Raw genomic sequence first — 13,149 nt, 5'->3', positions numbered from 1 at the left:
TACCGTTAAACTGAACAAATAAAAAAAGAGAGTTACGCTACCCACAAAAGATGATCCCGATAAGCTGTCGGGGTCATCTTTTTTAATTTTTTCTGATAGCGACGATTGTTGTAAAATTCAATATAATCTTCAACTGCATACCAAAGATCTTGTAGTGTTTCTGTTCTTTCAGATAATACAACGTCCTTCATATGACCAAAGAATGATTCCATAGGTGCATTGTCCCAACAGTTACCGCGCCTCGACATAGACTGAATTAGCCCCATATTCTCAACTTTTTCCTGGAAAACAGGGTAGGTATAATGAAGCCCTTGATCTGAGTGGATATACCTTTCCATTACTGGCATATCCTTAATCACATTATTTAATTTATCTAGCGTTTCATAAACTAAATTCATTTTTAAGCTAGTTGAGAAGTGATGTGCAACAATCTCGCCGGTAGCACCATCCTTAACCGCTGAAAGATAGGCCCATTGTCCACTTCCATAAGGAAGATAAGTGATATCTGTGAGAAATACTTTGTACGGGATACCTTGATCAAACTGATGATTGACAAGGTTTTTCTTGGTAGCATTTTCTTGGGTTGCCTTCATCATTTTACGGTATGGTTTCGCTGCTCGTATTGATGATATGATGTTATTCTTGCGCAAAATTCTTCTGATTTTTTTATGATTCATTACTACATCGTATTCAGTTTCTAACGCCATTTTTATTTCATCAATCCCACACTTCTTCTTATCCAGAAAAATTCTATATAACAATTGGAAATCTTCCCAATCATTTCGATCACGCTCAGCACGTTTATCGCTACTATTTAGCCAGTAATAGTAGCCGCTTTTACTTACCCCTGCAAGGTCGCATAAATGATTCACCATTCCAGCAAGTTGATTCTCACGAATAATTTGGTTAATTAATCTAAAGCGTTCTTGTTTACTTAAGTCGTTTCTTTTGTCGTTTTTCACGCTCCTCTCGTGCTGTTCTAATTTTTTTACTAGTTCAAGATTCCCCTCTAGATAGGCTATACGGGCATTTGCTTTGTCTAGCGCCTCTTGTAACGATAATTGTTCTCTTGGTCCATAGGGACCATTATTTTTTGAACCGCGAGTCTCTTGTAACAATACATCTTCTCCGTGATCTTTATATAATCTTTTCCAACGTGATAGTGATTGATCGGATTTTCCTTTTCCGATTAAATGAGACGGAAGTCCAGCAAGTTCAAATATCTGAGTGGATTTCATGCCTTGTTTGCTTTGTTTAATGGCCTTTATTTTGAATTCTGATGAAAATAGGTAATACTTTTCTCTGTCACACTTTTCACATTAGGATTGTTTCTTAAAGCTTGAATCTCAGCTTGGCTATATATCTTTTTACTCATCCTGTCCACTCCCTTCTGTATAACTCAAATAGAGTATACCGAAAATTTTGCATAAAAATAACCCGAAAACTTACAACACTCTTTTTTTGAGTGTTCAGTTTTCGGGTTGAGATTCAAACACTGGGATAAACTTTATGTTTATTCAAAACATTAGAGGCACGCTGTAATAAGGGCTCAGCTGGTGCTGAGGTAAAATACAGCGCAAATTCCGATTCTTTATCAGAATAATTTTGTTCATTTTGAACTTTTAGCATTAATTGAATATAGTCAATCCTTTCACTCTTCGAAAAGTTCTTAACAAGCGCTTCATCTACGCCCAATTCAATCGTTGTAGAAAATTGTTGTCTAAAGATATACATCAAAGGGTTCCACCAATAAATGATGACTAACAGTTCATAGATACCTTTGAGGAGTAAATCCATACGTGAAATATGTAAGTACTCATGTTGAAAGATATACTCCAATTCTTTCTCCGTAAAGAAAGTAATCGGTAAAATGATTGTCGGTTTAATAATACCTACTACACAGGGCGATTTGATACTTGGCAAGACCCTTACATTGTGTTGTTGATAAGCGGGGGGAATAAGATTCATAAAATGATCATCCGAAAAGTCGTATTTCAGAAACTTCTTTAGAGTCAGATACTCTCGAATTAACCTAATGAACTTATAGAAACTGCCAAGTGCCCAGACTATGCAGAGAAATACCATTACACTCATATTGAATAGGGGGATTTCAGTGAGGAAAAGATCACGTACAAAAGGAAAAATTACTTTTGAATAGATAGTAAGGGTATAAGGATACTCGAATGGTAATAATATTCTAAAGAAAATTAATAATGAAATTAAATTTAACATTCTTGCAGAAATAAGTGATTTATCACTTATTTTTTCATCAAAATATGCGACAAAAGAATAAATGGTGCACTCAAAACAATCGATATAAAAAGCGTTTTAAAAGAAAGGTTCATAGGGCAGCCTCCAATTACTCGGATTTACGCGCTTTATTTAATAATGCTTCTACCTTGTTAATTTCTTCCTCAGAAATTCCTTTTCCTTGGTCAAAGAATGCTGTCATAAATTTCTGGATGTTGATGGAGTCAAACTGGTCCACAATAAATTCTTCTTGGCTAACAGTTGGAATATAGCTGCGTGAAAGTGCTTTACCACTAAATACAACCTCATCTACTTTGATTAGCTCCTGTTTGAGTAAACTTCTAAGGGACGTCTGAACGGTGCTCATAACTAACTCTTCATTTAAATCACAAATTTGTTTGGCAGTTAACGCTTCGCTTGCTTCCCACATCAAAGAAAGAATATCTCGTTCTCTATTACTAATGGTATGTTTTATCATAATTGTCACCTCACTTATAACTAACATAACACAAATCAGTTACTTTTAGAAGTAGTTATTTCTAAAGTTAGATACAAGATCTGTAATTGAAAAGTGTTACTGTTGTTTTTGGAGGTAAACGGAAGGAGAAGGGGCTTTAATCGGAGAGATTTTATAGTTGTCCTTTACAGTAATTGGCCATCTTTTCTTTTGGTTATTCAATTCAATTTATCCTTCCAATACATCTGAAAATAGCAGGGAATGAAATGGTTTTGATATGGTAGGATTAGCGCAAAAAAAGAAGAAACAAAAAAAAACAATCGATACATTTGACTGTTATGCAAAAAAAAAGTTATAATTAAATTGAAAACGGTTTCGTTTTTTAAAAATCTTAGCATAAGTCATTCGTTATGTCGCGTGATTATTTAGATGAACATGTTGTGGAGCGAAGTTTGTTAAAGAAAAGGAGCGATTCTTTATGAAAAAGATTGTCAGATTAATAGTAATTGCGGTAGGTTTGCTTACTTTATGGAATCCGCAAGCAAGGATAGTTTCGGCGCATGTTAGTCTTTCACCATCAAAAGTTGAATTGATCAACACAGGCACTAAGCTTTTAGAAAGTGGCATAGAGAAAGACTATCAGGCGATTCACTTTATCGATGAAAATGATCCGATGTTTAATGAAGTATTCTATTACCTCGGTGTCGACGAAGCTTTAGATAGGCTCATGTTTGAAAAGTTTCCAATACTTACGATTGGTGTCACTAAAAAATATACTGACGCCTCTTTGATACCAGAAACGCTCTACTATCATTCATTTGGCTATACTGGCTACATCCCAAAAGTATCCCAAGTAAAGCAAACTGAAGAAGGGCTTTTTGAAGTTGAATATATTGGCCTTGTTTTTAGAGATGGACCAGTAGATGACTAAATAAACATGAATCGCCCGCAAGTCGTGACTGACTCGCGGGCGTTTTTGGGTTCATATTCTGGCCTTAGATTTTACGGTCTTGGGCTAAGCGATATGCTTGTTCGTAGACTTCTCGTAATTGTTCGCCGATAGCAGGCAAATCACGATCCAATGCAACTTGATAGGCAGCTTCTGTTAAGGAAGGTAGCTCCTTGTTTTTAAAGGCGCGAATTTTATGTTCGAATTCATCGATGTCTTTTGCCTTGTAAGTGGTCTCGCCATCAATTAGCCAATCATCGAAGACTGGAATATCACTGACGATAAAATCCGCTTTAGAAGCACAGGCTTCAATCGCTGGAATCCCTTCCGTTTCTTCATGAGTCGGAAAAATAAACAAATCACTTCCTTGCAAAGCAAGTAGGATATCTTGATTATCGACATAGCCGGCAAAATATAAATTCGGCAATTCTGTTTCAACAGCTTCTTCAATTTCATCTGGAACTAAAGAGAGGTCTGTGAAGCCAAACCAAATAAATTTGACATCGGGCATACGTTTAGCTAACTCAACAAATTCGAGAATTCCTTTACGCTTTAAATAAAGGCCAATGGCCATTACCACAAAATCATCTTCAGCATAGTCATACTGACTTAGAAACTTCTCACGAGCATTATCAATAGGAGAAAAACGATCCAAATCAATGCCATTTGAAATAGCAACAATTTCAGTGTCGAGTTCATAAGTGTCGAGGATTTTTTTAGAGTAGCTAGTCGGTGTAATAATCATATCACCTAATTTATAACATTGGACCAACCACTGTTTAAAAAGAGGAGCGATTTGATTTGAAAATCGGAAAGAATCCCTGAAATCTTCTTCTGTTGAGTGGGCATGATACACCACTGGGATGCTTTTTTCACGTACTTTACGGGCAAAAAGCATTGATTTTGGAAAATAGGTATTGATGTGTAGTAAGTCAAAATCGTCATCTGAGTCTGTGGTGAAATCAATGCCTGCAATTTCAAGTGCGCGCATTTGATGTTGGATGGATTTTCCTAAACCCGATTTTTTAATTTTCTCTAAGTGTTCACTATGTAGTAATATTTTCACGTCATGACTCCTTTGCCAAATGCATTCTTACTTCAGTTTAGCGGACTCTTTAAAACTTGGCAACAGATACATAAGATAATCGGTCGCAAGACTGATAAGACGTGTCAGCCTTAGAAGAATCTTAGACTTTCTAGCATTGCATTCATAGGTAAAGATTGCTATACTTTTTGCATGTATAAATGAAAGGTTGGATAGAATAATGAGAAAACACCTAAGAATGCTATTAATCTCGCTAGTTGCTTTATTATCACTGTCAGTAACTATGCCTACTGTTTTCGTGAATGCTCAAGATAATGCCCCCTTATTAGTTGGAATGGAGGCTGCTTACCCTCCTTATAACTGGACACAGTCCGATGATAGTAATGATGCTGTGACGATTCAAAACTCACCCGATTTCGCGAACGGCTATGACGTTCAAATTGCTCGTAAAATTGGTGAAGCTTTAGGTCGTGAAGTGGTAATTGTCAAGACTGAGTGGGAAGGTTTATTACCAGCCCTTCAATCAGGAAAAATCGATATGATTATTGCTGGTATGTCACCAACAGAAGAACGTGCGAAAGTTATCGATTTCTCAGATCCTTACTATAGCATTCAATTCGCGATGGTGATGTTGAAAGACTCTTCATTTGCTGGAGCTAAATCAATTAGTGATTTTGCAGATGCAAAAGTGACGGGACAATTAGGGACGTTACACTATGCTTTATTGGAGCAACTGGAAGGTGCAGACGTTCAACAAGCGATGGATGCTTTCCCAGTCATGCGTGTAGCCCTTCAATCTAAACGTATTGATGCCTATGTTTCTGAGATTCCAGAAGCTATCTCAGCAACGAATGCATTAGAAGATTTTACTTATGTATTACTTGACCCATCATTTGATGTGCCTGAAGCAGACGCGACAATCTCAGTTGGTGTTAAGAAAGATAGTCCATTATTAGAAGACATTAACAAAGCGTTAGCAGAAATTTCTGACGACCAACGTGAAGAAATTATGGAAAAAGCCATTAATACTCAACCAGGCGCTAACTAAACCTACTCAGTCATCTACTCTAACAGGTAGATGATTTTTTTTTACGTTCTGATTTCTAAACGCATAAGGAATTTAGAGTGATTTTTGGTTTAATAGCCAAGGGAATGTTTTGTCATGGGAAGTATAGTATGTCATAATGAAAGCGTATTAATACTGAGGGAAGACTGTGGATATGGGCAGTGTTAACCGTAGATGATGTCAACGTTAATCCTCATTATGACTGTTACTTAGTGATGGACTAGTGTGTGGCAAATACTCACGGTAGAAGCAAGTAAATTTTCCGAGTGAAGTGACTCTGTCTTTAAAGAAAGGACAATATGATGATTGAGCGATTAAAGCAAGTCATGGTTTATGTTGATGATGTGACAGCTATGAAAAAATTTTGGATTGAACTGATTGGTTTTGAGTTACTTGAGGAGATAGAGCCTGAAGCAGGTGGCATGCATTATGTGGAGCTTGCTCCGGCGAGTAATAGTCAAACGAGTATTGTCTTGTTTGACAGAAAAGTCATCGCAGCTCAATCACCGGAACTCAATCTGGGGACTCCGTCTTTAATGTTTCAAACGCCAGATGCGACAGCTTTGTATCATAAGTTTCGTGATCAAGGAATTACGGTTGGAGATTTAGTTGAGATGCCGATGGGGAATGTCTTTAATTTCGCAGATCAAGAAGGGCATTATTTTGCGATTCAGGATGTGAAGCTAGTAGACGAAAGATAAGGGTGAAAGAATGAAATTAAATCGTTTAAATTTATTAACACTCGGTGTAAAAGATATGGCTGCTTCACTCAAGTTTTACCGAGAGGGTTTAGGCTTTGATGTGTCAGTGGTCGGCGATGAGACTCAACCTAACGTGATTTTTTTTAAGAATAAAGGGACGCGTATATCTTTATTTCCGATTGAAGATTTAATAGAGGATATTGGAGGGCCGCTTGCTTTGACGCCGCCTGAAGGTTTTACTGGTGTCACTTTAGCTTACAATGGAAAGTCCAAAGAAGAAGTCGACCAAGTGATGGCGCAAGCATTGGCAGCAGGTGCGGAGCTGATTAAAGCCCCTCAGACAACAAGTTGGGGAGGCTATGGCGGTTACTTCAAAGAGTTGAATGGCTTTTATTGGGAAGTAGCATTCGGTCCTGATTGGCAGTTTGATGACAATGATATGTTAATTGTCTAAGCATTTGAATAGGTTAAAGGGTAGTCTACTGAAAGCAAAGTGTTTGTCGGTAGACTCTTTTTTTCGCTAGAGGCTTGTCAGTCCTATTTTGCCCATTGCTTTTGTGGTGGATGCTTGTTAGTATATTTGTTTGGTGCATCGCCAGATTCAGGTTGGTTGAGCTGTGGGATTATGATATAATTTTCATATTATTGAAGCAGTTGATGCGTAAATGCTATTTTAATTGGAGGAAAAAAAGTGGGTACACTAGAGTTTTTACAGGATATGCTCCAAATATTTCTAGATAATAGAGACAGTTATATGCGGGGAATTGGATATACATTATTAATCTCTTTAACGGGGACGATTATTGGTCTGGGTATTGGGGTGCTTGTTGGTGTGATTCGTACGATTCCTACGTCGAAAAACAAGGGCCAACAAGTGTTCATAAAGGTTGTTAACTGGTTATTGAATGCCTATATTTCAATTTTCCGTGGGACGCCGATGATTGTTCAGGCAATGGTTTTCTACTATGGGACGGCGATTCTATGGGGGTGGAATATTTCATCTTTACAAGCAGCTTTTCTAATTGTCTCGATTAACACGGGTGCCTACATGGCCGAGGTTGTACGTGGTGGGATTATTTCAATTGATAAAGGTCAATTCGAAGCAGCGCGTGCGATTGGGATGACACATTGGCAGACAATGAAAGAGGTCGTTATGCCGCAAGTGTTCAAAAACGTTTTACCATCAGTCGGAAACGAGTTTGTGATTAATATTAAAGATACGTCAGTGTTAAACGTTATTTCGGTAAATGAATTATACTTCACGTCAAATACGATTGCGTCGAATAACTTTAATTTCTTTGGTACATTCTTAGTGACGGCTGTTATTTATTTCATTCTCACTTATACTGTGACTTGGATCCTTGGGCGTATTGAACGTCGTATGGATGGGAATGCTAACTTCCAATTAGTGGGTGGCAATCAAAACCAAGTAGCCCAAATTAAAGATAAGGCAGGTGTTTAACATGAGTGAAATTATTCAAGTCAAACATTTAAGCAAAACTTTTGGTACGAATGAAGTCTTAAAGGACATCAACTTTTCTGTTAAAGAAGGGGAAGTTATTTCAATCATCGGTTCATCTGGTTCAGGTAAATCGACATTATTGAGATGTATCAATTTACTAGAAGATCCTACAGGTGGCGAAATTAACTACCGTGGTGACAATGTGTTAGAACGTCAATATAATCCAACGAAATACCGGAGTCATATTGGCATGGTCTTCCAATCATTTAACTTGTTTAACAATTTAGATGTCTTAGGCAACTGTACGGTTGGTCCCATTAAAGTTTTAGGTAAATCTAAGGCTGAGACAGAAGCGTTAGCTTTGAAGCACTTGGAACAAGTGGGGATGAGTGCTTATATTAATGCCCGCCCTAGTCAATTATCAGGTGGTCAACAACAAAGAATCGCGATTGCACGTGCTTTAACGATGCAACCAGATGTGATGTTGTTTGATGAACCAACGTCTGCTTTAGACCCAGAGATGGTTGGCGACGTACTAACAGTTATGCGTGATTTAGCAAAATCTGGTTTAACGATGATTATCGTGACGCATGAAATGGAATTTGCGCGTGATGTGTCAGACCGTATTGTCTTTATGGATAAAGGGGTGATTGCTGAAGAAGGTAATCCTCAAGAATTTTTCAGTCATCCTAAAGAAGAGCGTACAAAAGAATTCTTAACGCGTTTCTTAAAAGGCTAAATCAACAGTCAGAATACTCCAGTTGCCGCTATGTTTAAGAGCGGAGCTGGAGTATTTTTTATATTCTGTCAGAAAGGACTTGTTTCTTGGTTGCTGTTTTTTTAATTTGGTGAAAGCTGCCTGCGAAGTGATAAATGGGGTTGATTTCTGTTTCAAACTACTTTTAACACAACAAAAGCTCCTAATAATGTCAACAGAGATTTTTAATTCTCTGTCAACATTACCGTGAGCTCTTTGAAATTTTAGACGAAGTCACAGTTATGAGAGGGTTATTATTTAAACGGACTGTCTTGAGTGAGTTCGAAGTGAGTCAGTAAGTTAGACGTAGCCGAACGATTGAATAGAGCCTCTAGCTCCCAAGTGGTTGTTGGTTTTTGATTAGTATCTTGCTCGACAATTGTGAAGGACCATTTCTGTTTAATCAAGTCATCTTCAAGTGTTTCGCTGATCATGTTGAGATCTATTACAGAATAATTGGTTTGATGCTCATAGGCATAGACGTAGATTCGCGTTAAATCGCCGTTAATCAGCAATTTTTCCAAATAGTCAGCTTCAACTAAGGATTCGAACTGCTCATTGATCAAGTTTGTCATATACTGACTTTCAAAACTAACTAGGACGACAGGCATTAGTGGTAAATTAGGCGCCTGATTTAATTCCTTAACAACAAAATCATGATAGTCCTCTTCAATGCGTTTATCAAATTCAGCAGCTTCCTCATAAGTGACCGTATAAAGCGTCTCTATAAACGTTTCTTCTACGGTACTCGCAATGACTCGATTGACTTGAAAAGTAACTGAACCGACTAGAATGATGAGTAAGGTCACTAGATACCTTTTTAAAAAATTCATGTTTTCACCTACTTTCATCAGCTTTTGACATGATGAACAATCTAGCTTTCTTTCATTATGAGGGGCTAAGCCGTATATATCAAATTTTAAGTGACGTTTGAATAAATGATTTAAGGCGTCTAACTATTTCCAGAATAAAAAAGCGACTTGTGTATGGTGCACAAGTCGCTTAAATAGTATTTAGTTTAAATTATTTTGCTGCGTCTAAGATTGCTTGTAAGTAACCACCAGCATCAGCTAAAGTAGCACCTGAAACAACGTCAGAAACGTTTCCGTCTTCGCCTAAACCGTTTAATTCTTCAATTGTTGCTGCCACTTCGTCAGTTGTTTTGCCAACGGCTGAGGCAACGACAGCTTGCAAGTTGTCATAGTAAGAAACAGTTGAACCAGCAATTTCACTCATCATAGCTGAGTATCCTTCGCTATCTACTAATTTAGAAACTAAAGTGCTTCCTTCTGGATAGTTTTCGCCAAATGCAGCGTCTGAGTTAGGAACGCCTGTCCATTGATCACCTTCAACGAATTGGAATTCGTCTAGAGAGGCCGCAACGATAACGTCACCGTCCATTACAACGTTGACTAAGGCAAATGATTTGTCACCATGTGGTGCTGCTAAAACTTGTTTGATTTCTAATTCGCTAGCTTCAGTTGCTGCTGTTGGGAATTCGATTCCTGTTTTTGCAGCTTCTAAGATTGCACCAACATAACCACCCGCATCAGCTAATGTAGCACCAGAAACAACATCAGATACGTTTCCGTCTTCCCCTAATGCATCTAATTCACCAATTAAAGCTTCTACTTCTTCAAACGTTTTACCTTTAACTGAGTCTTCGATAGCTGCTAAGTTTTCGTCATAAGCAACTGTTGAACCTGCTTTTTCAGCCATAGATGCTGAGTAAGCTTCTGAGTTAACTTTTTTACTTGCTAAGACTAGGCCTTCTGGGAAAGCTTCACCAAAACTTGCATCTGAGTTTGGCACACCTTCATAGCCTTCGCTATATTGGTACTCGTCAAGGTATGCATCAACAATAACGTCTCCTTTGACTAATACTGCAACGGATGTGAATGAACGATCACCATGAGCAGCTAAATAAGCTACTTTCAATACTGTGCCATCTTCTTGCGCTTGAACGATTGCTGGAGTGTAATCAAACCCACTTACACCTGCTAAAACTGCTGGAGCAGCTAATGACAATGAAGCAACTAAACCTAATCCGACTAATTTAATCTTTTTCACAAAATTTCCTCCTCGAAATTGTTTCTGAGCGTATTGTAACACATAACGTGAGAGAATGCACTAGTCTAAAAACCTTAAAAAGTAATGTTTTTTATAAAAACAAGTTACCTTTGTGAAATATTAAATATTTTATTAAGGGGAAAACGTACTGTCATGACACTTTGGTGAAAACGCGTACAGACAAGTTGTGAAAATATATTATTAATTTTTTTTTAGAAATATGTATCTTGGGCAGATGTTTGGTACAATAGGATAACAAAATGAAACAGCTAGGAGCTAATTATGAAAGAAATGCGTATATTTAAAAAGAACGAGGAATTACAAGCGACTGTCGTTGACTTAACTTCCCAAGGTGCTGGTGTGGTTAAAGTGGATGATTTTCCATTTTTCGTCGAAGGAGTAATCCCGGGGGAAGAAATTATCTTCAATATTACTAAGGCGGGTAAGAAATTCGGTTATGGTCGTTTACAAAAGATTATTGTTGAAAGTCCAGATCGAGTGGAAATTACTGATCCAGTAGGCCGTCAAGTAGGAACAATGACTTTACAACATATGAATTATCCATCGCAATTAGCCTATAAACAATCTGCAGTGGCTCAAGCCTTCCAAAGAATTGGCCATTTCACAAATGCTGATGTAAGACCAACTCTAGGGATGGAACATCCATGGGAATACCGCAATAAGGCACAAATCCCGGTTCGTACGATTAGAGGACAATTGGAAACTGGTTTCTTCCGTCGTAACAGTCACGATTTAGTACCTGTAGAAAATTTCTACATTCAACAACCAGAAATTGACAAAGCGATTGTTACGATTCGTGATATTCTACGTGAAGAAGGCGTTCAACCTTACGACGAGCAAAGAAAACGTGGTGTTATGCGTCATATCGTTGTGAAGCGTGGCCACTATACTGGTCAAATGATGATCATCTTAGTGATCAACCAAAAACGTTTAGAAAAACAAGAGTTTATCGTTGAAAAGATTAAGCAACAATTACCAAACGTTGTCAGCATCGTTCAGAACATTAACAATAAGGACACGAACGTTATCTTAGGTGGCGAGAACAAAATTTTATGGGGTAGAGACTTTATAGAAGACAAAATGCTTGATATGACGTTCCGCATCTCACCTAACTCGTTTTATCAAGTGAATACACCCCAGGCAGAAGTACTTTATCAAACAGCTATTGAGGCTGCAGGTCTAACTGGTAAAGAAACTGTTCTAGATGCTTATTGTGGGATTGGTACTTTAAGTTTAGCTTTAGCCAAACATGCGAAAAATCTATATGCCATGGAAATCGTTGCAGAAGCCATTGAAATGGCTGAGCAAAACGCTGAATTAAATTCAATTGAAAACGTGATTTTTGAAGTTGGTAAAGCCGAAGAATGGTTACCACGTTGGAACGACTTAGGTGTAAACTTTGATGTCGTTGTAGTGGATCCACCACGTAAAGGTTTAGAAGAAAACTTTGTGACAGCTGTTATTGAACAAGCCCCTGAAAAAATCGTATACGTTAGCTGTAACCCAGCGACTTGTGCACGTGACTGTGAGTTATTCTCGCAAGCAGGCTACGAATTACAATTTGTTCAACCCGTTGATTTATTCGGCCAGACACCCCACGTGGAGTGTGTCGCTTTATTAAAGAAAGTTAATTAATAAAAGAATATTTCGGACAAAATAGCGAACCTAATCATTTGGTTCGCTTTTTTGCGTTCCTTTGGTTTCACTTAGCTATTTTATCCATGAAATAGGACGTAGCTAGTTCGTATGTAAGAAACTATACGGTTTTAATCACTAGATAATAACGGGTGTTTTCTGAATTGAAGTGACTGAGTTGAATATTAGCGGAATGACAGAGAACAAGTTGCTTAAGGGATGTTTTTAGAGTCTTTGAGTTTATTTAATAGAGGGTTGAAAGCATTGAAAGACTAAATGGCGAACAATGCTTTTTTTGATGGGGTGGGGAAGGGTTTGTTGCATGGAATTGTCAGTAATAGGTGATGTAGCCGTTTGTTATATCACTCCCAGGTGATGTAGCAGTTTGATATATCACTTCCAGGTGATGTAGCCGTTTATTATATCACTCCCAGGTGATGTAGCCGTTTGTTATATCACTCCCAGGTGATGTAGCCGTTTGTTATATCACTCCCAGGTGATGTAGCCGTTTGTTATATCACTCCCAGGTGATGTAGCCGTTTGTTATATCACTCCCAGTTGATGTAGCCGTTTGTTATATCACTCCCAGGTGATGTAGCCGTTTGATATATCACTTCCAGGTGATGTAGCCGTTTGATATATCACTCCCAGGTGATGTAGCCGTTTGTTATATCACTCCCAGGTGATGTAGCCGTTTGTTATATCTCTCCCAGGTGATGTAGCCGTTTGTTATATC

General features: G+C 37.9%; 12 protein-coding genes and 1 pseudogene. 7 read left to right on the top strand and 6 right to left on the bottom strand.

The genetic code is table 11. The features are described from left to right. Positions 1–32 precede the first annotated feature (32 nt). The 3 genes from ACTQ5J_RS09265 to ACTQ5J_RS09255 form a co-directional block, all read right to left on the bottom strand. Positions 33–1,238: an IS3 family transposase gene (locus ACTQ5J_RS09265; protein WP_441752496.1), complete on the bottom strand. Its 1,206-nt coding sequence runs from the start codon at positions 1,236–1,238 to the stop codon at positions 33–35. Positions 1,239–1,488: 250 nt separating this feature from the next. After that, positions 1,489–2,085 (bottom strand): M56 family metallopeptidase, encoded by a 597-nt coding sequence (locus ACTQ5J_RS09260; RefSeq protein WP_441752495.1) that lies wholly within the window; start codon positions 2,083–2,085, stop codon positions 1,489–1,491. 274 nt (positions 2,086–2,359) lie between these two features. Beyond that, entirely contained in the window at positions 2,360–2,728 is a 369-nt protein-coding gene (locus ACTQ5J_RS09255) for a BlaI/MecI/CopY family transcriptional regulator (RefSeq protein ID WP_441752494.1), read from the bottom strand. 457 nt (positions 2,729–3,185) lie between these two features. On the opposite strand from ACTQ5J_RS09255, the gene ACTQ5J_RS09250 reads away from it, so the two are divergent. Continuing rightward, the gene (locus tag ACTQ5J_RS09250) at positions 3,186–3,638 is read left to right on the top strand and encodes a hypothetical protein (protein ID WP_441752493.1); all 453 of its coding nucleotides are present in this window, start codon (positions 3,186–3,188) and stop codon (positions 3,636–3,638) included. Between the two features lie 64 nt (positions 3,639–3,702). Here ACTQ5J_RS09250 and ACTQ5J_RS09245 read toward each other — a convergent pair whose 3' ends face one another. Then, positions 3,703–4,722, bottom strand: a complete 1,020-nt coding sequence (locus ACTQ5J_RS09245) for a glycosyltransferase family 4 protein (RefSeq protein ID WP_441752492.1) — start codon at positions 4,720–4,722, stop codon at positions 3,703–3,705. Between the two features lie 199 nt (positions 4,723–4,921). Between ACTQ5J_RS09245 and ACTQ5J_RS09240 the strand changes: the two genes are divergently transcribed. The 5 genes and pseudogenes from ACTQ5J_RS09240 (at position 4,922) to ACTQ5J_RS09220 (ending at position 8,669) form a co-directional block, all read left to right on the top strand. Next, positions 4,922–5,749 (top strand): transporter substrate-binding domain-containing protein, encoded by an 828-nt coding sequence (locus ACTQ5J_RS09240; RefSeq protein WP_441752491.1) that lies wholly within the window; start codon positions 4,922–4,924, stop codon positions 5,747–5,749. A 320-nt stretch (positions 5,750–6,069) separates the two neighbouring features. Then, a complete protein-coding gene (locus ACTQ5J_RS09235; RefSeq protein ID WP_441752490.1) occupies positions 6,070–6,468 on the top strand; it encodes a VOC family protein in 399 nt (132 codons plus the stop codon). Between the two features lie 10 nt (positions 6,469–6,478). Beyond that, entirely contained in the window at positions 6,479–6,922 is a 444-nt protein-coding gene (locus ACTQ5J_RS09230) for a VOC family protein (protein WP_441752489.1), read from the top strand. Between the two features lie 252 nt (positions 6,923–7,174). Continuing rightward, positions 7,175–7,930: pseudogene (locus ACTQ5J_RS09225) on the top strand (amino acid ABC transporter permease); the annotation flags it as partial. 1 nt (position 7,931) lies between these two features. After that, on the top strand, positions 7,932–8,669 hold the full coding sequence (locus ACTQ5J_RS09220) for an amino acid ABC transporter ATP-binding protein (RefSeq protein WP_441752488.1): 738 nt from the start codon (positions 7,932–7,934) through the stop codon (positions 8,667–8,669). A gap of 272 nt (positions 8,670–8,941) precedes the next feature. On the opposite strand, the gene ACTQ5J_RS09215 is transcribed toward ACTQ5J_RS09220, so the two are convergent. Then, a complete protein-coding gene (locus tag ACTQ5J_RS09215) occupies positions 8,942–9,520 on the bottom strand; it encodes a hypothetical protein (RefSeq protein ID WP_441752487.1) in 579 nt (192 codons plus the stop codon). A gap of 190 nt (positions 9,521–9,710) precedes the next feature. Then, entirely contained in the window at positions 9,711–10,757 is a 1,047-nt protein-coding gene (locus tag ACTQ5J_RS09210) for a peptidoglycan-binding protein (RefSeq protein WP_441752486.1), read from the bottom strand. A gap of 282 nt (positions 10,758–11,039) precedes the next feature. Here ACTQ5J_RS09210 and rlmD point away from each other — a divergent pair, with 282 nt between their 5' ends. Further along, positions 11,040–12,413 carry a 23S rRNA (uracil(1939)-C(5))-methyltransferase RlmD gene (gene rlmD / locus ACTQ5J_RS09205; protein ID WP_441752485.1) on the top strand — a complete coding sequence of 458 codons (1,374 nt, stop codon included), beginning with the start codon at positions 11,040–11,042 and terminating at the stop codon, positions 12,411–12,413. Positions 12,414–13,149 lie beyond the last annotated feature (736 nt).

Origin of the sequence: Fundicoccus sp. Sow4_F4, assembly GCF_052116145.1 — a bacterium.
Taxonomy (GTDB): domain Bacteria; phylum Bacillota; class Bacilli; order Lactobacillales; family Aerococcaceae; genus Fundicoccus.
Note: the sequence above shows the minus strand (reverse complement) of the source record. Positions and strands in the feature narration are given on the sequence as shown.

Coding starts and splice junctions, on each gene's coding strand:
- ACTQ5J_RS09265 (WP_441752496.1), bottom strand. CDS start 1,238: ATGAAATCCACTCAGATATTTGAACTTGCTGGACTTCCGTCTCATTTA.
- ACTQ5J_RS09260 (WP_441752495.1), bottom strand. CDS start 2,085: ATGGTATTTCTCTGCATAGTCTGGGCACTTGGCAGTTTCTATAAGTTC.
- ACTQ5J_RS09255 (WP_441752494.1), bottom strand. CDS start 2,728: ATGATAAAACATACCATTAGTAATAGAGAACGAGATATTCTTTCTTTG.
- ACTQ5J_RS09250 (WP_441752493.1), top strand. CDS start 3,186: ATGAAAAAGATTGTCAGATTAATAGTAATTGCGGTAGGTTTGCTTACT.
- ACTQ5J_RS09240 (WP_441752491.1), top strand. CDS start 4,922: ATGAGAAAACACCTAAGAATGCTATTAATCTCGCTAGTTGCTTTATTA.
- ACTQ5J_RS09235 (WP_441752490.1), top strand. CDS start 6,070: ATGATTGAGCGATTAAAGCAAGTCATGGTTTATGTTGATGATGTGACA.
- ACTQ5J_RS09230 (WP_441752489.1), top strand. CDS start 6,479: ATGAAATTAAATCGTTTAAATTTATTAACACTCGGTGTAAAAGATATG.
- ACTQ5J_RS09220 (WP_441752488.1), top strand. CDS start 7,932: ATGAGTGAAATTATTCAAGTCAAACATTTAAGCAAAACTTTTGGTACG.
- ACTQ5J_RS09215 (WP_441752487.1), bottom strand. CDS start 9,520: ATGAATTTTTTAAAAAGGTATCTAGTGACCTTACTCATCATTCTAGTC.
- rlmD (WP_441752485.1), top strand. CDS start 11,040: ATGAAAGAAATGCGTATATTTAAAAAGAACGAGGAATTACAAGCGACT.